This window comes from Alicyclobacillus sacchari, assembly GCF_004366795.1.
GTDB classification, from domain to species: Bacteria; Bacillota; Bacilli; order Alicyclobacillales; family Alicyclobacillaceae; genus Alicyclobacillus; species Alicyclobacillus sacchari.
The window spans coordinates 64435-84398 of record NZ_SORF01000008.1; the positions used below are offsets into that span (position 1 = coordinate 64435).

Genomic DNA, 19964 nt, shown 5'->3' on the forward strand with positions numbered 1-19964 from the left:
GGTTGATTGGCCGCCATCACATCACCTGGCGGAAGGAGGACCTGCCGGATCGCAGTTCAAGCGTCCGCACGTCGCAATTGGCTGGCGCTTGGGCTGCGATACGCCCCGCCTCCGCCCGTGCGTGATCCCAGTTGGTGGTGTACACGTAGGCGATGGCCAAGGCCGGATCGGAAAAACGATGGGCAATGGCAGCCGTTTGGTCGGTCGACGCCACGTCGATCACGACAACCGAAAGCGGTTGCACACGTCGTCGCGCAATCCGTTGTAGACGCCGCAGCACAGCCTCCATGTGTTGTTCGGCATTGTCGGCCAAAAGCACGTACAGCGATGCCTGTGTATCGCCTGGATTTCGCCTGGCCAGTCCAGCCAGCCCGCTCCCGGCGACAGCCAAGGCCACGTAAATGAGGGCGGCCACCAACAGTACCAACTTCGGCCACATGCCGGCCCACCTCCTTTGCCACAAGATATGTGGCGAAGGAGGTGGCGGACACTGGCGTCATGGCCACTCCGGCTGCAACCAGCGATGCTTGTACGCGTACAGAACCGCCTGACCGCGATCTGCCACCTGCAGTTTGGCGAGGATATGCGACACGTGGTTCTTCGCCGTTTTCACGGTGATGTGCAGACTTTCGGCAATCTGTTCATTGCTCTTTCCCGCCGCCAACTGGCACAACACGTCAAACTCGCGCACCGTCAACAAAGATCTCCAGCCGTCGCTCAACTGGTGCTGCCGTTCGATCTCGCCGAGCAGAAGGGGCATGACCTGCGGATGAATTAGAGCATGGCCCGCAAACGCCTCGCGAATGGCGCGCACCACATCCTCGATGGGCGCATCTTTGACGACGTAGCCGCTGATTCCGGAGCGCGCGGCAGGAAGAACCACATTAGACTGATCATGCATGGTGAGCACGACAATGCGCACGCGCGAATGCCGCTCGTGCAATGCCGTGAGCACAGCGAGACCGTCGACGTGCGGCATCGTGATGTCCAACAACAGAACGTCTGGCCGCACCGCCTCCACTTCGGCCAACACCTCGAGTCCGTTCGCCCAAAGTGCGACCACTTCAATCCCCGATTCATACAAGAGAACGTCGCGCATGGTCAGGCGATATGCTTCGTTATCGTCCGCAATGGCGACGCGAATGATTGGTTCACTCATGTTCTTCCCCTTAGACACGTTCCCTGCCATCTCCCGAGCCACCGAAAGCTCAGGTGTCTCGGCTCTTCACCATCATAGCAAACTCCGCCGCAAAGCGTCAGAAAAAAAGCACCTCCGACCAGGACCAACCTGGCCAAGAGGTGCAAATCATGGGGTGTAAGGGTGATACCAAATGATTCGATTCCCCTTGCCCGTTTTTGAGGGTCAGATCCTCTTTAGCGCTGCGCGAGTTTCTGCAACTCCGCCACCTTGTCTGTTCGTTCCCACGGGAGATCGAGATCCGCGCGGCCAAAGTGCCCGTAAGCCGCCGTTTGACGGTAGATGGGACGGCGCAAATCGAGATCGCGAATAATCGCAGCCGGGCGTAGATCGAATACTTGCCCGATCATCTCGACAATCTTCTCGTCACTGATCTGACCTGTACCGTACGTATCGACCGAAATCGACACCGGGCGGGCAACGCCAATCGCATACGCGACCTGCACTTCACACTTGCGCGCGAGCCCTGCCGCCACGACGTTTTTCGCGACGTAACGCGCTGCATAAGCGCCGCTGCGGTCGACCTTTGTCGGATCCTTGCCGGAGAACGCGCCACCGCCGTGACGTGCATAACCGCCATAGGTGTCGACAATGATCTTGCGCCCGGTCAGTCCCGCATCCCCTTGCGGTCCGCCAATGACAAAACGACCGGTCGGGTTAATGAGGTACTTCGTCTGCCCGTCGAGCAACTCCGCCGGAACGATGGGACGGATGACGCGTTCTATCATATCGCGTTCCACGGTCGCAAGATCTGTCTGTTCGTCGTGCTGTGTCGAAATGACGATGGTGTCGACGCGAACCGGAACATCGCCATCGTATTCGACGGTCACCTGCGTCTTTCCGTCTGGCCGCAGATACGATAATTCGCCGTTCTTGCGCAAAGCCGTCAACTGACGCGACAAACGGTGCGCCAACGAAATGGGCAACGGCATCAACTCCGGTGTCTCATCGCAGGCGAAGCCAAACATCAGGCCTTGGTCGCCGGCGCCGATCTCCTCGATGGCGGCGTCGCTTAACTGGCCGCGCACCTCGAGCGCCTGGTTGACACCCTGCGCAATGTCCGGAGACTGCTCGTCGATGGATGTGATAACCGCGCAGGTCTCGGCATCAAAGCCGAACTTTGCGCGCGTATAACCGATATCGGCGATGGTGCGGCGCACGACCTTCGGAATATCGACATAGCAGTTCGTCGTAATTTCTCCCGCGACCAGCACCAACCCGGTTGTCACGGTCGTCTCGCACGCCACGCGCGCATTCGGATCATATGTCAAAATCTCATCCAACACGGCGTCAGAGATTTGGTCACAAATCTTGTCTGGATGTCCCTCTGTCACAGATTCTGAGGTAAACAGGCGTCGTTGTCCCAATCTGGAACCTCCTTTAGTTCCAAGCGGCGGCATCTGCGGCCAGCTTGTCCGAGTGCAAAACAAATCATATCGTAGTATATGAAAAAATCAGAGTCAACCACTAGTCACTGTAAACGCCAGCAAGCGCTGTTCTTCATTTAGATTCCGCCGTTTCCGCCTTACCGCCCGCCATCAACACACGCAACGCGAATTTCGGCAAGGCCAGTTGGCGCCGCCAACGCTTCGGCTCAGACAGGAGTCTATATAGCCACTCCAAGTTCAAGCGTTGAAAGACATCCGGCGCGCGTGTCACCGTGCCGCCCCAAACGTCTATCGATCCGCCAATCCCAACGCCTACACACGCGGGCAAGCGACCGAGCACGTCGCGCAAGAACTGCTCCTGGCGCGGCTGCCCCATGCCAACGAGAAACAGGTTGGGTGCAAACGCCCGCACGTCGTTCACAATCGACTCGACTTCCGGCGGCGAGAAATAACCATGATGGCCGGCAAACTCGAGCGTCGGATAAGCATGTCGCAATTGGCTAAGACAAGCCGCAAGCGACACCTCGGTGGCGCCGAGCAAATAGATGCGCAGACTTTGGCGGCGATCCTCTGCGGCGCGAAAGACCGCTGGCAGTAACTCGACACCCGTCACCCGCTCGGGCACAGGTCTGCCGCGCTTCGCTGCCGCCCACACAACCCCAATGCCATCGGCTGTGACCAAGTCGGCGGAGTTGACGAGGCGCAATAGGGACTCGCTCAACTGACACTGCATGACAAACTCAGGGCCGGCCGTGACGACCAAGTGATGGTTGCCATCGCCCGTCCAGTACAGGATTTTCTCGACCGCTTCCGCTGTCGTCACGCGATGGAAACGCACGCCCAACACATCGACGACATCTTTCGCGAAACCTTGTACAGCCACGTCGCCAGCCTCCACTTTCCGAAATCTATCGCATCCATCATACCACGCAAAGACGAGCCACGCGCTAGGATAACAGACGTGCGACAGAGAGTTCAAGCGCGATGGAGGCCACGGAAACGGCCGTGACCATGAGCGCGACGACCGAGATAACAATGTGGAACATTCGGCTGCGTGGCGCCTTCATTCGGATCGCATCCCCACATGAGAATAGGCAGGGCTCCATGGCCCTGCCTTCTCCAGTTTTCCCCCGTCCACAACCGAGCTAAACAGCCAGAATCGCAGTCGCGTCTCAGATGGCTGTCTCCTCCGTGCGCGGCGAGAGCGCCTTGCGGTTGAACGCGATCACGATGGCATTCGCAACAAGCAGCGACATCGTGACGTAAAACACGGATCGAATTCCGTAGCTCGCGGCGACGCTGCCGCCAATCAGCGGCCCGACGAGATTGCCAAAGAACGTCGCGCTGGAATTCATGCCAAATGCCGTAGCCTGCTTTTCAAGCGGTGCGAGCTTGCGCACAAGCACCTGCAAAGACGGCAGCATACCGCCGATAAATAATCCAAGCAAAAACCGTCCACAAAGCAGGAGTGCTAGATTGTGTGCGAGCGACTGTGGGATAAACGCCATGGCCGCCCCAAGAAATGCGACCAAGAGAATGCGGTATTGTCCAATCCTGTCGCCGATTCGCCCAAGCGTCGGCGTGCCGATCAAGTTGGCGATGCCAGAGGTCGCGATGACCAAACCGGCAACCAAGGATAAATGCGGTCCGTGATAGATGTGGCGCGTGAAGATGGTGACAATCGGTTCGATGCTCATCATCGCCAACTGCGTCATGAACGACCCCAGGAATACCGGCCAAAGCCCGATGAGCGTGCGCCACGATCCGCGCTGTTTGGCCCTGACTTCCCGCTTGACCTTCGGTTCGTGCACAAAGATGAGAACGATGAGGCTGGCCACCACCAACAGGGCGCCTGTGAAGAAGAAGCAGCCTTGAAAGCCGAGCCATTCCGAGAGCACGCCGCCAATCAAGGGGCCGATGAGCGATCCGGCAATGTTACCGGTTTGCAGGGTGCCAAGTGCCTTTCCCGATTGTTCGGCGGGCGTAACCGACGCCTGCAAGGATATGGCCATCGAAATAAACCCAGAGAAGATGCCGTTGATGAAACGCAGCAAGAGCAATTGCCAGGGCGCGGTGACAAGGCCCATACAGGCCGTCATCGCGCCCATGCCAAAACCTGCGCGGAGCAGCATCAGCTTGCGGCCACGGCGATCGGCAAACGCCCCCCAAATCGGTTGAAAGATGAACGATGTCACGAACTGGATAGAAAATACCCAACTCGACCACCGGTCAATGCTTTGCTCCGTATGCACGCCCAGTTGCGCCAAATACAGCGGTATGAACGGGATGATGAGGCTTGTGCCCATCGTCACGCAAAAGTTGGCGAACCACAAAATGACGAGCGTGCGTTTCCAGGCAACCATGTCAATCGGCGACCCTTCGCCGCAACGTCTCGACGATCCGCGACAGCGTGTCGTCCCGGTCGCCAGCGCTGTTGCCACGCACCCCGACGTACATCTTCATCTTGGGCTCCGTGCCTGACGGTCGGATGGCTGCCCAATGTCCCCCTGCAAACAGGAACTTCTGTACATCGGAGGTCGGCAACGTCAGGCGTTCTATCTTACCGTCCGCGACGAATCGGCGCTCGCCGGAGAGATAGTCCTCAATGGCGATCAACCGAAGTCCTTCGACCTGTAATGGCTGTTCGCGCAGGGCCGCTAACGCCCTCTTCATCCGCTCCACACCGTCGCCTCCGGACAGTTCCACATTGACCAGCTTTTCGCCGTACCAACCCCATTGTTCGTACAGACGCTCCAACACATCGAACAGGGTCTCGCCCCGCGACTTGTGATACGCGGTCATCTCCGCAATGGCCAGACAACCTTGGACAGCATCCTTGTCGCGGACAATGGGCGAAAGCAAATAGCCATAGCTCTCCTCGTAGCCGACGAGCAGGCGATAGGAGCCATCCGCTTCATAAGCCGTAATGCGATCGCCGATGTACTTGAAGCCGGTTAACGTCTCCTCGACGGTGACGCCGTGCGCCTGAGCAATGGCGCGGCCAAAATCAGAGGTGACGATGGTTTTGAAGACGATGGGTGGCTGACTGTTCTGCTCCCCCGCCTGCAAGCGTCCACACATGTAATCGACCAGTAGCGCACCAACCTGGTTACCCGTGAGCAACTGTAGCTTCCCGCTCTTGTCGCGAGCGGCAATGCCGACGCGATCCGCGTCTGGATCGGTGCCCATGACGAGATCGGCTCCCACGTCGTCTGCCAACTGACAGCCAAGCGACAAGGCCTCGCCCTCTTCCGGATTGGGGCTTTTCACGGTTGGGAAATCGCCATTGGGCTCGACCTGTGGCGAGACCAAAGCCACCTGCTCATACCCGGCGAGCCGCAGCGCTTCACGGACAGGCACGTTGCCTGTTCCATGCAACGGCGTGTAGACGATCGACAGTTGCTTGCGTTCGTCGGTAAGCCGCGGATCGCGCAGTTCGCGAACGACCGTTTCGAGATACTCAGCGCGCACAGTAGTCGGGATGGACTGCAGCAGCCCCTTGGCTAGCGCCTCGTCGCGCGCCAGACTCGGCACCTGAAAGATGTCGGCAAAGGTGGCCATGCGGGCTTTGATGTCGTGCGCATCATCTTCAAGCAACTGCCCGCCGTGCCGGTTGTAAACCTTGTACCCGTTGTACTTCGGCGGATTGTGGCTGGCGGTAATCATGATGCCTGCGGCGGCGCCGAGATGGCGAACCGCCCAAGACAGCTCAGGAGTCGGACAGAGCAATGGCGCAACATACGCGCGAATGCCGTATGCTGCCAATGTGCACGCCGCGATCTCGGCAAACAGTTGCGAGTGATGGCGACAGTCATAGCCAATCGCCACCCCCGCCTTCACCGCATCCTCCCCTTGCGCCTGTAGATGGAGTGCGAGACCAGCAGTTGCGCGGCGCACCGTGTAGATGTTCATCCGATTGAGGCCTGCTCCCATGACACCGCGCAAGCCACCAGTGCCAAAGTCGAGATCGGCGCCAAAACGATCGCGGATTTCCGCCTCATTCGTCAGGCTTTTAAGTTCCTCGCGCATCTCGGCGGGCAAGTGCGGTTGATCAAGCCAGTGTTGATACTCCTTCGCTGCGTCAAACGCGGTCATGTTCGATCACGCCTCCTTCGATTGGATGGTTCGCCGACTGCCCCGGCTAAGCCGCCATCATACGCCGCCAGTGACTTGATTGAAGAACGTCAACACTTCGGCAAACGCAGAGCGAGCTGCTTGAGGATGATACGACGCCCGTGAGTCATTGAAAAACGCGTGATGCGCCCCTTCGTACACGCGGTACCGGAAGTCCTTCCCAGCTTTTTGCATTTGCTCGGCAAACGCCGGAACGGCATCGGTAATGCGCGGATCGAGCGATGCGTAAAAGCCGCGAATCGGACACTGGATGCTTGCGATCCGGTCTTCACCAGGCGCTTGGCCGTAGAAAATGACGGCGCCAGCCAGTTTCGGGTCAAGTGTCGCGAGTCGCGCCGATAGGCCCCCACCCATGCAGAAGCCGATGGAGACGACGGGTTGACCCTGACTCCCAGGATATGTATCTCGCAGGAATGAGGATGCGGCGAGCAATTGTTCGTTGTACGCATCGAGGTTCAAACCGCCAAACAAGGCCCCAAATGTGCGTCGAACCTGGGTGCGCTGCGGTTCTGGGAGCGTTTCCATCGCGCGATCGCGCGCTTCTGTGTCGTTCCAAACCTGCGGTGGCACGGTCTCGAGGAACTTTTTGACGGCGTCGATCGCGTCTGCTTCAAAGCCTTCCTTGCGCTTGCCATCGATGGCGTACAAATCCGGCGCGAGCGCGACATAACCTGCCTCCGCAAAGCGATTGGCGACGTTTTGGATGTGATCGTCCACGCCCCAGATTTCCTGTAGGACAATGACGGCTGGTTGCCCATTGGGCAGGCGCTCCGGCTTCGCCAAATAGCCCAGTTGTTCGCCGTTTTTGCCATAGCGAATCCATTCAGTATGTAATGACATATTTGCCACCTCCATGGATATTGTGTCACAGTGCAATCATCGGCTCAACTAAGCCGAAACAGGTGTGAAAACCGCTTGGAAGAGAGGTTGAGCAAGATGACCACCTATCGGGCGGCCGTGGTGACGGTGAGCGATTCGTCCGCGGCCGGGCGGCGCCAGGACACGAGCGGCCCCTTGCTTGCAGGACTCTTGTCGGAACTTGGGTTTGTGGTGATCGCAACGACCACCGTCCCCGACGAACGAACGCAGATTGCCGATCTCCTGCGCCAACATGTGACGGCAGGCGTATCGATGGTTGCGACCACCGGCGGCACGGGGCTTGGACCGCGCGACGTGACGCCGGAGGCGACGCGCGACGTCATCGAACGCGAAATTCCGGGCATCGCCGAAGCGATGCGCGCCGAGACGCTGCGGAAAACGCCATTTGCAATGACGTCGCGACAAGTTGCGGGAAGTGTCGGTCGCACGCTGATCGTCAACTTTCCGGGCAGCACCAAAGCCGTGGAAGAGTGTTTTGCGGTGGTGCGCCCAGTGCTCAAACATGTGGTAGACCTACTGATGGGAGACACCGAACATCGGCATTAGGCGATACCCACCGCATCCAATGTTTATTCCTGTCTGGTGTATTCCAGCCCCATCTCTTCTGCCCGTATCGCCGCCTGACGCATCGCATCGACAATTGCCTGCTGCACGCCACGCCCTGCCAACACCTGGAGCCCGGCGTGCGTCGTGCCGTTTGGCGACGTCACGCGTTCCCGCAGTTCGCCCGGGCTTAGCTCCCATTCGCGCAACACATGCGCGGTGCCAATCACCGTCTGAATGATGAGACGCCGCGCCAATTCCGGCGTGAAACCGAGTTCAATGGCCGCCTGTTCCATCGCCTCGAGCAAGTAGCTGAGAAAACCCGGTCCGCTCCCCGAAACAGCCGTTGCGGCATCGATCATCGCTTCCTCCATGACGACAACTTCCCCCAACTGGGACAACAAACGCACGGCTTCGTCGCGCCGCTTGGCGCTGACATCGGGAGCTGCGGCAAGCGCGATGGCGCCGGCCATGACCGCAACCGGCACGTTGGGCATCGTGCGCACCACCTGCGCCTTGCCGCACGAGGCGCGCTGGATGGCCGCGATCGAAATGCCTGCAGCAAACGAAATCAACGTCTGCCCGGACAGATAGTCCGCCATCTCCTTGCAGGCGGCAAGCACGTCGTAAGGTTTGATGGAGAGAATGACGACACCAGATTGACTGACCTCAGCGAGCGAGCTGGCAGGTGTAATGCCATACAGTTGCTGCAACTGCGCGAGGCGATCGCGATTCGAGCGGTTGAGCACGCGGATGCGCGCCGGGTGGACCGCCTGCTGTGCGACGACCCCCTTGATAAACGATTCAGCCATCGCACCGGCGCCGAGTATGAAGATGTCGTCCACGCGTTCTCCTCCTGTCTCCTAGCTTTTTGTCTTGTTGGACGGACGCCCGTCAGCGCTCCACGTCCGTTAGGAATGCCACCGTTTCGCGAATGACCTCATTCTCCCAGTGCTGGTTGTTGAACGTGTGATCCGCTTCTTCGAGTAGATGCACGCGAGCCCGCTCGCCGTACACGTCCTCCTGGTATTTGAGGGACACCTCGTACGGCACTGTGGCATCTTCCATGCCATGCAGGATCAGCACGCGGCCTGAAAAGGGACGGGCACGTTCGTACGGATCGATCGCGAGAACATCCTCGTACAACCCGCGCCCGACGAGATTGCCGCCGAGATCGATCACATCATCGTCGGCACCGACATGCTGCTCTTCGGCCGCACGCCGCATCGATTCGCGCAAACTGCCCGCAGGCGCCCAGAGAACGAGTCGATCCACCGCATCAGGCATGTCCCCCGCGACGATGGACGCCACATAGCCGCCCATGCTGAGGCCGACGAGACTGACGCGATCAGAGAGGATCCGCGGGTCGGCTTTCACCCACTCGAGGATGGCCTTGGCGTCGCGAATTTCGGAGCTCGCCGTCATGTTTTGGAAGTCGCCGTCACTGTCGCCACTTCCGGCAAAGTCAAAGCGAAAGGCAGCGATGCCGGCCGCTTCAAGCGCACGGCTCAATTTGACAAAAATCTGATGGGGTTCGATGTGTGTACCCGTAAACCCGTGAAACAAAATCGCTGCCGGCACCGGCCTTGTTGCCGCTTGATCCGGCACGTGCTCCATCCCGCGCAGCACGAGTCCGTCAACCGTCAATTCGATGGCCTTCTGCATGTGGGGCTCCCCTCCCTCTTGCACACTTTTTCCTTCTCCATGTTACCACTTGACTTTCGTCCAAACCACATGGTAATGTACTCATTGCGCGTTGCGAGAACGCGGTTTTCCCAACGCGGAGGGGTACCAAAGTGGCCAAATGGGGCGGACTGTAAATCCGTTGCGGAATGCTTCGTAGGTTCGAATCCTACCCCCTCCACCAGCGTCTGAATTTTGGACGTTTGGGAAAAGCTGAATACGCGTATGGTGAGTGTGGCGAAGGGGTTAACGCACCGGATTGTGGTTCCGGCATTCGTGGGTTCGAATCCCATCACTCACCCCATGCTGGGGAATAGCCAAGCGGTAAGGCAACGGTTTTTGGTACCGTCATGCGAAGGTTCGAATCCTTCTTCCCCAGCCATATGTGCCCTTAGCTCAGCCGGATAGAGCGTTTGACTACGAATCAAAAGGTCGGGAGTTCGAATCTCTCAGGGCACGCCATCGTGGGGGTATAGCTCAGCTGGGAGAGCACCTGCCTTGCAAGCAGGGGGTCGTCGGTTCGAATCCGTCTACCTCCACCACTTTCCTCGATAGCTCAGCGGTAGAGCATCCGGCTGTTAACCGGAGGGTCGTAGGTTCGAATCCTACTCGGGGAGCCAAGTTGCGGCCCCATGGTCAAGTGGTTAAGACACCGCCCTTTCACGGCGGTAACGCGGGTTCGAATCCCGCTGGGGTCACCATACTGCATCTTCATACTTGGACGTTTAGCTCAGTTGGGAGAGCATCTGCCTTACAAGCAGAGGGTCGGCGGTTCGAGCCCGTCAACGTCCACCACTTCTTGCCGCGGGGTGGAGCAGTTGGCAGCTCGTCGGGCTCATAACCCGAAGGTCGCAGGTTCAAGTCCTGCCCCCGCAACCATTCGGCTCGGTAGCTCAGTCGGTAGAGCAGAGGACTGAAAATCCTCGTGTCGGCGGTTCGATTCCGTCCCGAGCCACCATTCTGTGTTGCCTTTCTTCGTCGAAGTGATTGCTTAATGAAGGGACTCTCCCCTTTTTGACTCGTTCACATCATGGCCCATACCGACGGCATTGGCAACGCGCAACCCTTCCATGGCGGCGTAGCTCAGCTGGTTAGAGCACACGGTTCATACCCGTGGTGTCGGTGGTTCGAGTCCACTCGCCGCTACCAAGTTGTTTACATCCCTGAAACAAGGCGTGTTCCCTAAGTATTACGGATTGTATAGAATTCCTGACTCATGCGCGCGGCTTTTTCCGCGTTCATACATTTCATACACCAACAAAAACGAGCCCACTTTTGTGGACTCGTTTGTACATACATCGAATGAATGCCATGCTCATTCGTAGTACGTCAGATTACAGTTTGTACACGTTGGCTGCTTGCGGACCCTTCGGGCCTTCCACGATGTCGAACTCGACAGCTTGACCTTCGTCGAGCGTCTTGAAGCCGTTGCCTTGGATGGCGCTGAAGTGAACGAATACATCTTCGCCGCCTTCGACCTGAATGAAACCGTAACCCTTTTCTGCGTTAAACCACTTAACTGTACCTTGCTGCAAAATCAATTCCTCCATGGTGCTCAATGCACGCTTTCAAATTCCACACAGGCGGCCAATCCCGCTGTTCATAAGCGGCTTCGGACCCGTGCTGCCAGCCGAGATATCGGCGACACCTATAGTGTAACCTAAGTGGGTCAATTTAACCACAACTTTCTGGAGGCGTACAAAAGATGAATTTCGAAAACGCGCCGCTATCCCCCATTCTCGAGCGGATCGAAGCAACAGCCGATATGATCTGCACGTTTGACCATCGCCTTTCCTTTGCCCGCACCGAGCATGGCATCGAGGTTACATTTCGCCATCATACAGGTGCTGTCGCCGCCGTCGTCTTGGCCGTCGAGGCGCAAACGGATGCGATCGTACAAATTTCAGCCATACGAAGCCTGGACGAAGACCGCGCAACCCCCACGAAACAATCTGTCTACCGCGGGACAGCGCCAGGGCGGGCGCTCGACGACGCCACCACAGCATGGCTGGCCACCTGGTACGGGGATTGCGTTCGTCAGCTATCGACGTAGTGTACATATGCGCCGACCTTGCCCAATCAGCCAGCCCTACTTCGCCAGCCGCATCTCTCCACGCAGCACCGTGATCGCTTCGCCACCAACCCAAACCGCCGAAAGGTCGGTCGGATCGATCTCGGCCCAAATACGGCCAGGCCGCTTGAGACTCCATCCTTGTTCGAAAACGAGCCGGCCAGGTTGAAGTACGCCGCGATGTACCAATAACGCTGCCAGCGCCCCGGTCGCCGTACCCGTATGCGGATCTTCCGCGACGCCGACTGCGGGCGCGAAATCGCGCGTATGCGCGCTGGCCTGCGGATCCACAGGATCAAGCGTGTAAAGGTGCACGCAAGCGGCGCCAAGCTTGCGCGAGACAGTCGCAACCCGCTCCGTATGCGGCTCAAGAGCCAAGAGCGCAGAACGACTCACCACAGGCACCATGACCTGCCACAACCCGGTTGAAGCCATGGTGAAAGGCAAGTCCTGCACAACCTCGTCTCCCGTCATACCAAGTGCCGCAAGAATTTGTGCCTTGTCCTCTTGCTCCAAGTCGCGAAACTGCGGCTTCGCCTGCCGCATCCACACCATCCCGGTGTCTTCAATTCGCATTCGCAGCCTGCCCACGTTCGTCTCAACCTGAAGATCCCCTGTTACCTCTGACCACTCGCGCAAAAGATGCAAGGCAGCGATCGTGGCATGTCCGCAAAGGTCCACCTCAATCGTCGGCGTATAGTAACGAAAATCGTAGCGGTGATCACCAAGGTGTACGACAAAGACCGTCTCCGAACAGTTCATCTCACGAGCTATCGATTGCCGCATGTCGGCCGCAAGCTCGTCCGCATCGAGCACGACGCCGGCTGGATTGCCGAAGAATGGATCTGTCGTAAATGCATCGACCTGAAAAACTTCGATTTCCTGCATCGCTCAGCCTCCTGCCACCTATTTACTCGATCGCCAGATGGATATAATCAGGATGAATACCATGAACAGTCCGACAGCGACGCCCACTTCGGTGGTCGGAAACGACCAAAGTGCCGAGGGCGAGCGCTTGAGTACCGTCGCAATCAAAAGCCCAGCCATAAAGATGCTGAATGCGAGCAACGTGATACTAAACGACAAGCGATTGCCAATCCGAATGAGCTGGCGCATCAGCTGATCCACTTCTGCCATTTCGAGCTGCACGCGCACTTTTCCTCGTCGCCATTCGCGCAAGATGCCACGAATTTGCCGGGGAACGTCGGTCAATAGCTCGGCCGTATCGATGGCGCCCCGAAATGCCTTGCCGACGAATTGCCGCGGATTCATGCGTTCGCGCAACAATGCACGACCAAACGGCTCGGCGATATTCAGGATGCGAAACGATGGCTCCAGCCCTTCGACCACACCCTCGACCGTGACGAGCGTCTTGCCGACAAGCGCGAGATCGGAAGGAATTTTTATGCGATGGCGGTATGCGACGGAGAACAGTTCACTCACCGCATCGCCGAGACTGATTTGTGTAAACGGCAAGTCATAATACTTTTCGCGGAGGTTATCGACGTCGCGGTGCAAACGCCTGTCGTCGACGTCATTGGGGACCACGCCCATGCGGTAGAGCACGCGGACGATGGCGTCGGAGTCGCGGCGCATGAGCGCGATGATTAGCCCCGACAAATGTCGCTTCATCTCCGGAGTCAGGCGGCCAACCATGCCGAAGTCCATGAACAGCACACTGTGATCTGGCAGCACCGCGAGATTGCCTGGGTGAGGATCTGCATGAAAGAAGCCATGCATGAGCATCTGTGTAAATTCGGCGTGGGCCACACGTTGGGCGATCTCGCCTGTGCGATAGCCCGATTCACGCAAAAATGCGCCGTTCGTCAGTTTGATCCCGCGCACATACTCCATCGTCAACACGCGAGATGTGCTCCAGTCCCAGAAGATTTCTGGGATGCGCACGGTTGTATCGCCTTCGTGGATCTTGCGCAATCGATCAGCGTTACGACCCTCAATCGTATAATTCAACTCGTTGAGCAAAGTGTAGCGAAACTCTTCGACGACCTGGCTGAGCTCATAGTGCGCCGCCCATTCAAAATGTCGTTCGGCGAGGCGCGCCAAATCCATCAAAATGTCGAGATCGATCTCGATTTTTTGCTGGATGTCTGGACGCTGCACCTTCACGGCCACCTCTTCACCCGTCTGCAGCTCGGCACGGTGCACTTGACCGATGGATGCAGCACCCACGGGGACCTCGTCGAAGACCCGGAACATCTCCGTGAGCGGTTGCCCCAGCTCGGTCTCGACGATGGTGCGAATCTGGTCAAACGCGACGGGCGGCACTTCGTCCTGCAGCTTCGCCAACTGCTCAATGAACTCGGGCGGAAACACATCGGCACGCAGGCTGGCGATTTGCCCTAGCTTGATGAAGGTTGGGCCGAGCTGCTCGATGACCAGGCGCATCCGCTCATACGTCGAAATGGTCTCGCGTTCACGCCGTTCCGAAAAGATGCGCCGCGGCAAGGACAAAATGTCAAACAGACCAATCTCGTCGATAAACCAGCCAAAACCGTTGGCGACCAGAATCTGTGCAATGTCCTTGTACCGCGATAGATGGCGAACCCGCTTGCCGAGAATCTGTCCCCCAACCATGTCATTCTCCTTTGCCTGCCGACGTCAGCCAGAATCAATCGACCTGTTCGAGCTGGTCAGCGGCGGTTGACGTTTCAGTTCCGGCATTCCCGGACAGCTTGGCCTCAAGTTGCTGCACGCGGCTATCCAACCGTTCGATCAGTTGACGAAGACTCGCCAATTCAGCGCGAATGCCTTCCTGGTCTTCGCGCACGCCAAGCTTCGTTAACGCCTTTTGCACATTGTCCTGTACGGCATTCTGCAGCTCGATCCGACCTTGTTCGCCACGCTCGATCATCTCATGCACAAAATCCCGCGTCTGTTGCGGGGTCATCCGCTTCTCTTCCGCCCATTGTTTGGCGGCTTCAGACAATCGCTCGCGGCTGTAGGACATCAGTCCGACACCGAGATCGAGAACTTTTTTCCAGGAGTCTTCCACTATCGTGCACCTCGCTTCGCAATTCGCTGTGTGACTACCTTATGATGTGCGGCGCACACGCGCACGGCTTGTTGCCAATAGTGTACCACGTTCCCAGTCTACACACGCAATTGCAGGAGCGGCCGAAGCTCCGCCTCCGACAACGGCCTGTACGTGCCCGGGGTCAAGGCTGGATCGAGGGCGAGCGGGCCCATCGTCACCCGCTTCAAAAACGTCACCTGCTTTCCCAAACTCTGAAACATCCGCTTCACTTGATGAAACTTACCTTCGTAAATCTCAATGTACGCCTCCGATTCGTCACTGGACCTAACGATTTCCAATCGCCCCGGCAGGCAGACGTAGCCGTCTTCGAGGACGATACCAGCCGCTATGGCATCGCGATCGCGCTCGTCCAAGCGCCCCTCGACGCGTACGCAGTAGCGCTTAGGCACGTGACGCTTCGGAGAGAGGAGGCTGTGCGCCAATTGCCCGTCGTTTGTCAAAAGCAGCAGGCCCTCTGCATCTTTGTCAAGGCGCCCGACGGGAAACACACCAAACGACCGATCCCGAGCTGCAAGCAGTTCTGTGACAACCGGCTGGCGCAGATCTTCGGTGGCACTGAGCACGCCCTGCGGCTTGTACATCATAAAGTAAACAAACTGCTCGTATGGGATGGGCTCGCCATCGCACTCAACCACATCTTGCCCGACGACGGCATGTGCCGCAGGATCTTTCACGATCTCGCCATTGACGCGCACGCGACCAGATTTACACAGCTTCTTGACCTCACTGCGCGTACCCATACCAGCGGTGGCAAGCCACTTGTCCAACCTTACCCGTTCCACGGCCGTCCTCCTTACAATGTCCCTTACGGCTCCTGAAAGTTCCACCTTGTCTTTCCCTGACCATGCCGTACAATGGACTTGAGGCTCTTGTTGCCCAATCAAGCGAGACTACCATTCTCGAAACGAGGTGCTGTGATGCATTTGCTCACCATCGCACTTGTCGTCCTGCTCGGAATCGCCGTCATCTGTCTCGCCATCATTGCATTTGTCGCATTGACCATCTATTGGACCTTGGAACCGATTTTGAGTGTTCTCGGCAAAATCTCGACAGGACTCGAGATTGGGCGCTTTCTGTATCATCGCCTCGAATGGCTGCGCCGCCGACGCTACAAAGACTGGTACAGGGACCGTTAACAAACGTCCTGTCATTTCTTCATCAACGGTATCCGACGGGCCCCTTGCAGCAAACGGGGCCCGTCGAACTACATCTGTGGACACGGGTTTGTCCGCGGTTACGATTCGTGTTCGTCGAGCAACCACGTCTGTTCTTCCACAATGCGCTGACGCAGCCGCTCGTAACACGTCTTTGGGTCCTTTGCAAAAACCAGCCTGCCATTGACGTAGGCATACGCGTTATGTTGACACAGGCCACACAGACTAAGGCACTCGGTTTCTAACACCGTGACCCCCGGAAACTCTTCCTCCAGTTCGCCGAGCGGGTACGCGGCCAGCGGATTGCTCGCGCACACTTCGACCACGATCACGCCGTACACCGCACCGCTCTCCTTTCTCGGACAACTTCACTCACATGGGCAACACACAAACCGGCCTCTTCACCTCATACCGGAGCTTCGTGTCCATAGGCTTGCCCCCTTCATCGATGGCAAACACACCAAGTGCGTCGTCGTCTTGGTAAGCGATCAGCAGATACCTGTCATCGGCCAACAAACTGAAGTGACGCGGCGTCTTCCCGCCTGCCGCCACCTCATAGATTGCCTGCAGCAAACCGCCTGGCCGGACCTCGAATACGCTCAATGTGTCCGCGCCGCGGTTTGTCACATACAGGCGAGTCCCACGCGCATTGAGCTGGAGATGGGCAGCCCAGCGCACGCTTGCCGGATCGTCATAGAGCGGCAAAACTTGTGCGAGTTTGAATGATTGCCCGTCCCGCCTGAACACATTCACCGTTGCGTTCAACTCACCGACGACGTACAACGCCTCTCCGCTTGCCAGAAACGCCATGTGGCGTGGCCCCGTGCCTGGCGGCAAGACTATTTCATCGCTGAATGTGAGATAGCTATTGCCCTGCTCGTAGATATAGAGCCGATCCGTACCGAGATCGGCAGCAAAGACGCGTTTGGTTACCGGATCGATGGCGACTGAATGGGCATGTGGAGCCTCTTGGCGGTCTCTGTTTGGTCCGCTTCCGGAAAAGCGCAGGACTTGCGAGGCTGGTTCGAGCCAGCCGTTTTCGTCCGTCGACAGCACGGTGATGTTGCCAGACATGTAGTTGGAAACATAGATGTTGCCTGTTTCCCCGAAAGCGAGATGGCAAGGTGAAGCGCCATCTGCCAACTGCCGATTGAGTGGTATCAAAGTGTACGCCGACGGCTCATAGCGGTATGCCGCAACCTGGCCGTTTGCCGTTTCACTCACCGCATAAAGATACCGTTTCTTCTGCTCGTACAAGAGATACGAAGGAGACGCGATTCCCGATGCGCCACCCATCGGCCTGAACGACGCCGAATGTGGATCAAATTCAAGAATCCGAATGGATTGCTCGTCTTCGCCTCCATACGTACCAATGAATACAGTTGTCATAGGATCGCTCTCCCATTCATTCGAACCGGAAGTCTTCACAACGTTTCGTTGATCATACCTCGCCCTCGCCTCGATGCCAAACGCGCCGAAGTGCCCACAGCCCAGCTATCAAATTCAAATTCAAGGTTGCGATGCGATGCTTGGAACCAGAGCCCCATCTTGCTGAAATGTTAGGAGGTCCATACATGACACCTGAGGAGCGAAAACTGGCCAACCAACAGCGTGAAAGACGCATTCGCAGGTGGCTGGCAGGATTATCGTGGACGCTGCCAGCCGTGTCGTTTGGCGGATTTTTTGCAATTTGGCACGCCATTGCGGGAGGCGCGTCGGCACAGGTAAACACGACGTTGGCGAAGAGCGTTGCCCACCCGTCAACCGGTTCGGCAACGGGCACCATTCGCACCATCAGCAAGCATGTTGCGAACGATATTGTACTTCAATTTGGCGATACCGGAACAAAGGTCAAAGCGTTGCAACAGCAACTGGCCAGTTTAGGCTTTTTCTCCTATGTCGCAACCGGCGATTACGGGTCGATCACGGAAAGTGCTGTGTCTGCATTCCAGTCGTCAGTGGGTCTGCCGGCGACAGGCACGGTGGATCGCAAGACCTTGCAAGCCCTGCAGAAAGCCGTCCAAGAACAACGCATGCAAAGGCTGCAAAACCAACAAACCGCGCAAAAGCAATCCGCACAACCTACACAGCCACAGTCCACGCAGACCGTGCAGCAACAACCTGCGCAGACCACGCAAAGCGGAGGAGTCAGCAGCGGTTCCAACGCGTCCGGTTCCAACGCGTCCAACACCTACGTGCCCCCCGCAAGTTCTGTGCAAACACCACCAAGCGCCATCACATCAGCGTCTTGAGGTGTGCCAGATGGACATTGCACGGTTCCGAGCCATGGGTACGGACGTTACCGTTCGCGTCCCTGATGCCCATCGCGTACCGGACGAGTTCGGCAAAGCGCTGGCAGACGGCGTACAGCAACATATCGCCGAATTGGAGTCGATCCTGACGCGATTTCAACCGGATAGCGCCTTATCCCGATTCAACCGTTCCCAGGGCCAATGGGTGCATGTCGACCCTCGCCTCTTCGAAGTCCTGCGGCTTGCAGACGATGCGTTCGCCGCGACAAACGGCTGGTTCGATCCGTTTCTCGGCGCAGATATCCGCCGAATAGGCTACGACCTGTCGTTTGAACAACTGACAATTACCTATCGTTCCATCGATGTGAGCGATCGGATTGCCCCTGTCGATTCACCACTTGCCCTCCATGCCACCGACTGCCGCGCCCTCCTGCTGCCAGGATACGAAGTGGATTTGGGGGGCATCGGCAAAGGGTGGATCGTAAAGCAAGCTGCCCAGTGGCTTGAACAAGCTGGACTTCGATCGTTCATTTGCAATGCGGGCGGTGATATGGTGTGCCGTGGCCTCAACGGGGACAAGCCGTGGTCTGTCGGCGTACTCGATCCGTTTGCACCTAAGGCCGTCAGATTGACCCTCTCTGTGCGCGATCGCGCCGTGGCGACAAGCGGCACATACCGCCGCCGCTGGATGACTGCAAAGGGACCTGCACACCATCTGCTCGATCCATTCACCGGTCTGCCGACCGAGAGCAATGTCGTCTCCTGCACGGTCGTGCATGCTGATCTGGTGTTCGCCGAAATTCAGGCGAAAGTGGCCATCTTGTTGGGTTCAGACTTGGGCCAAACCTGGCTGTCCCAACAGGATTGTGACGAGTGGGTGTTGATCACAAGTTCGCGGGAGGTCGTTCATCAATGCAACTGATTGTAAAGCCGCAACGCTTGCCTTTTGTCTATACATGGGTGGCTGTTGCTGCCGTGATCGCCGGATCGTATGCGCTCGTTTTCCTCACGGATCCAGCTCCGGCGTCGGCCAACCGGATGCACTGGTATGTGGCGCGCGCGTCTGGCATGACGTCCTACATCTTGCTTGCCATCGCAGTTCTGCTTGGGGCGTCAAGCTCAACCGGGCTTTGGGACCGATGGAAGTTGCGCAAGCTGACCACGCAACTGCACCAGTTTTCTGCGTTGCTCGTGTTTCCCTTTTTATTTTTCCACTTGTGGGGGCTTCACGCCGACACCTCAGTGCCGTTTCCGTTGCCATCCCTGTTCATTCCATTGCACGCAAGCTATCGGCCGATGGCTGTCGGCCTTGGCATACTCGTCATGTATGGATGGGTTTTGCTCATTGTGACATCGTATTTCCGCGAAAAGCTGAATGCCAAGGTGTGGCGAACGATACACATTCTTGCCTTCCCCATGTTCATCGGCGTCACCCTGCACGGGCTGCTGTCGGGGACGGATACAGGAAAACCTTGGGCGACATTGGTTTACGCAATCCCGTGCGCTTTGTTTTTGCTGGTGTCTGGGCGCCGATTGTTCGTGACGCGATCCCGCCGACAGCCACAACATCCGAAACAGCGCGAGGGACAGAACTGATACGAGCGTGA

22 protein-coding genes and 11 tRNA genes are annotated in these 19964 nt (G+C 57.7%); 17 read left to right on the plus strand and 16 right to left on the minus strand.

Annotation, left to right across the window (positions count from 1 at the left end; genetic code table 11):
* Positions 1-16: 16 nt before the first annotated feature.
* The 7 genes from C7445_RS09280 to C7445_RS09310 all read right to left on the minus strand — a co-directional run bounded on the left by C7445_RS09280 (position 17) and on the right by C7445_RS09310 (position 7560).
* The gene (locus C7445_RS09280) at positions 17-439 is read right to left on the minus strand and encodes a hypothetical protein (protein WP_134159787.1); all 423 of its coding nucleotides are present in this window, start codon (positions 437-439) and stop codon (positions 17-19) included.
* Between the two features lie 57 nt (positions 440-496).
* Complete coding sequence (locus tag C7445_RS09285; RefSeq protein WP_134159788.1) at positions 497-1159, minus strand: response regulator; 663 nt, start codon at positions 1157-1159, stop codon at positions 497-499.
* Between the two features lie 215 nt (positions 1160-1374).
* On the minus strand, positions 1375-2565 hold the full coding sequence (gene metK / locus C7445_RS09290) for a methionine adenosyltransferase (RefSeq protein WP_243835096.1): 1191 nt from the start codon (positions 2563-2565) through the stop codon (positions 1375-1377).
* 133 nt (positions 2566-2698) lie between these two features.
* The gene (locus C7445_RS09295) at positions 2699-3469 is read right to left on the minus strand and encodes a WecB/TagA/CpsF family glycosyltransferase (protein ID WP_134159790.1); all 771 of its coding nucleotides are present in this window, start codon (positions 3467-3469) and stop codon (positions 2699-2701) included.
* A 289-nt stretch (positions 3470-3758) separates the two neighbouring features.
* Entirely contained in the window at positions 3759-4949 is a 1191-nt protein-coding gene (locus C7445_RS09300) for an MFS transporter (protein WP_134159791.1), read from the minus strand.
* 1 nt (position 4950) lies between these two features.
* The gene (locus C7445_RS09305; RefSeq protein ID WP_134159792.1) at positions 4951-6681 is read right to left on the minus strand and encodes a phospho-sugar mutase; all 1731 of its coding nucleotides are present in this window, start codon (positions 6679-6681) and stop codon (positions 4951-4953) included.
* 57 nt (positions 6682-6738) lie between these two features.
* Complete coding sequence (locus C7445_RS09310) at positions 6739-7560, minus strand: dienelactone hydrolase family protein (protein WP_134159793.1); 822 nt, start codon at positions 7558-7560, stop codon at positions 6739-6741.
* A 96-nt stretch (positions 7561-7656) separates the two neighbouring features.
* On the opposite strand from C7445_RS09310, the gene C7445_RS09315 reads away from it, so the two are divergent.
* The gene (locus C7445_RS09315; RefSeq protein WP_134159794.1) at positions 7657-8145 is read left to right on the plus strand and encodes a MogA/MoaB family molybdenum cofactor biosynthesis protein; all 489 of its coding nucleotides are present in this window, start codon (positions 7657-7659) and stop codon (positions 8143-8145) included.
* A 23-nt stretch (positions 8146-8168) separates the two neighbouring features.
* On the opposite strand, the gene proC is transcribed toward C7445_RS09315, so the two are convergent.
* A complete protein-coding gene (gene proC, locus C7445_RS09320) occupies positions 8169-8987 on the minus strand; it encodes a pyrroline-5-carboxylate reductase (protein ID WP_134159795.1) in 819 nt (272 codons plus the stop codon).
* A 49-nt stretch (positions 8988-9036) separates the two neighbouring features.
* Positions 9037-9807: an alpha/beta hydrolase family protein gene (locus C7445_RS09325; protein WP_134159796.1), complete on the minus strand. Its 771-nt coding sequence runs from the start codon at positions 9805-9807 to the stop codon at positions 9037-9039.
* Positions 9808-9924: 117 nt separating this feature from the next.
* Here C7445_RS09325 and C7445_RS09330 point away from each other — a divergent pair.
* The 11 genes from C7445_RS09330 to C7445_RS09380 all read left to right on the plus strand — a co-directional run bounded on the left by C7445_RS09330 (position 9925) and on the right by C7445_RS09380 (position 10974).
* Positions 9925-10009: transfer RNA gene (locus C7445_RS09330), tRNA-Tyr, on the plus strand.
* A gap of 44 nt (positions 10010-10053) precedes the next feature.
* Positions 10054-10129: transfer RNA gene (locus tag C7445_RS09335), tRNA-His, on the plus strand.
* Positions 10130-10132: 3 nt separating this feature from the next.
* Positions 10133-10207: transfer RNA gene (locus tag C7445_RS09340), tRNA-Gln, on the plus strand.
* Positions 10208-10210: 3 nt separating this feature from the next.
* Positions 10211-10287, plus strand: a tRNA-Arg gene (locus C7445_RS09345).
* 4 nt (positions 10288-10291) lie between these two features.
* Positions 10292-10367 (plus strand) — tRNA-Ala (locus C7445_RS09350).
* A gap of 3 nt (positions 10368-10370) precedes the next feature.
* Positions 10371-10445 (plus strand) — tRNA-Asn (locus C7445_RS09355).
* 6 nt (positions 10446-10451) lie between these two features.
* Positions 10452-10526, plus strand: a tRNA-Glu gene (locus C7445_RS09360).
* An 18-nt stretch (positions 10527-10544) separates the two neighbouring features.
* A tRNA-Val gene (locus tag C7445_RS09365) sits at positions 10545-10620 on the plus strand.
* An 8-nt stretch (positions 10621-10628) separates the two neighbouring features.
* A tRNA-Met gene (locus C7445_RS09370) sits at positions 10629-10704 on the plus strand.
* 3 nt (positions 10705-10707) lie between these two features.
* Positions 10708-10783: transfer RNA gene (locus C7445_RS09375), tRNA-Phe, on the plus strand.
* Positions 10784-10897: 114 nt separating this feature from the next.
* A tRNA-Met gene (locus C7445_RS09380) sits at positions 10898-10974 on the plus strand.
* Positions 10975-11159: 185 nt separating this feature from the next.
* Here the strand turns inward: C7445_RS09380 and C7445_RS09385 are convergent.
* Positions 11160-11375: a cold-shock protein gene (locus C7445_RS09385; protein WP_134159797.1), complete on the minus strand. Its 216-nt coding sequence runs from the start codon at positions 11373-11375 to the stop codon at positions 11160-11162.
* 155 nt (positions 11376-11530) lie between these two features.
* Here C7445_RS09385 and C7445_RS09390 point away from each other — a divergent pair, with 155 nt between their 5' ends.
* Positions 11531-11878 (plus strand): hypothetical protein, encoded by a 348-nt coding sequence (locus C7445_RS09390; protein ID WP_134159798.1) that lies wholly within the window; start codon positions 11531-11533, stop codon positions 11876-11878.
* Positions 11879-11914: 36 nt separating this feature from the next.
* Here C7445_RS09390 and C7445_RS09395 read toward each other — a convergent pair whose 3' ends face one another.
* From C7445_RS09395 to C7445_RS09410, 4 genes are all read right to left on the minus strand, one after another.
* A complete protein-coding gene (locus C7445_RS09395; protein WP_134159799.1) occupies positions 11915-12784 on the minus strand; it encodes a PhzF family phenazine biosynthesis protein in 870 nt (289 codons plus the stop codon).
* A gap of 18 nt (positions 12785-12802) precedes the next feature.
* A complete protein-coding gene (locus tag C7445_RS09400; RefSeq protein ID WP_134159800.1) occupies positions 12803-14491 on the minus strand; it encodes an ABC1 kinase family protein in 1689 nt (562 codons plus the stop codon).
* Positions 14492-14525: 34 nt separating this feature from the next.
* The gene (locus tag C7445_RS09405; RefSeq protein ID WP_243835097.1) at positions 14526-14909 is read right to left on the minus strand and encodes a phasin family protein; all 384 of its coding nucleotides are present in this window, start codon (positions 14907-14909) and stop codon (positions 14526-14528) included.
* Positions 14910-15007: 98 nt separating this feature from the next.
* Positions 15008-15733, minus strand: a complete 726-nt coding sequence (locus tag C7445_RS09410) for a pseudouridine synthase (protein ID WP_134159801.1) — start codon at positions 15731-15733, stop codon at positions 15008-15010.
* A 135-nt stretch (positions 15734-15868) separates the two neighbouring features.
* Between C7445_RS09410 and C7445_RS09415 the strand changes: the two genes are divergently transcribed.
* Positions 15869-16087, plus strand: coding sequence for a hypothetical protein (locus C7445_RS09415; RefSeq protein ID WP_243835098.1), 219 nt, complete (start codon positions 15869-15871; stop codon positions 16085-16087).
* 98 nt (positions 16088-16185) lie between these two features.
* Here C7445_RS09415 and C7445_RS09420 read toward each other — a convergent pair whose 3' ends face one another.
* Complete coding sequence (locus tag C7445_RS09420) at positions 16186-16446, minus strand: YuzB family protein (RefSeq protein WP_134159802.1); 261 nt, start codon at positions 16444-16446, stop codon at positions 16186-16188.
* A gap of 31 nt (positions 16447-16477) precedes the next feature.
* A complete protein-coding gene (locus tag C7445_RS09425; RefSeq protein WP_134159803.1) occupies positions 16478-17494 on the minus strand; it encodes a lactonase family protein in 1017 nt (338 codons plus the stop codon).
* A gap of 185 nt (positions 17495-17679) precedes the next feature.
* Here C7445_RS09425 and C7445_RS09430 point away from each other — a divergent pair, with 185 nt between their 5' ends.
* From C7445_RS09430 to C7445_RS09440, 3 genes are read left to right on the plus strand one after another with little or no spacing between them, the layout of a single operon-like run.
* Complete coding sequence (locus tag C7445_RS09430; RefSeq protein ID WP_134159804.1) at positions 17680-18357, plus strand: peptidoglycan-binding domain-containing protein; 678 nt, start codon at positions 17680-17682, stop codon at positions 18355-18357.
* A gap of 10 nt (positions 18358-18367) precedes the next feature.
* Complete coding sequence (locus tag C7445_RS09435) at positions 18368-19279, plus strand: FAD:protein FMN transferase (protein WP_166669075.1); 912 nt, start codon at positions 18368-18370, stop codon at positions 19277-19279.
* Positions 19270-19953, plus strand: a complete 684-nt coding sequence (locus tag C7445_RS09440; protein WP_134159806.1) for a ferric reductase-like transmembrane domain-containing protein — start codon at positions 19270-19272, stop codon at positions 19951-19953. The genes C7445_RS09435 and C7445_RS09440 overlap by 10 nt, the downstream gene beginning before the upstream one ends.
* The last annotated feature ends 11 nt before the right edge of the window (positions 19954-19964 follow it).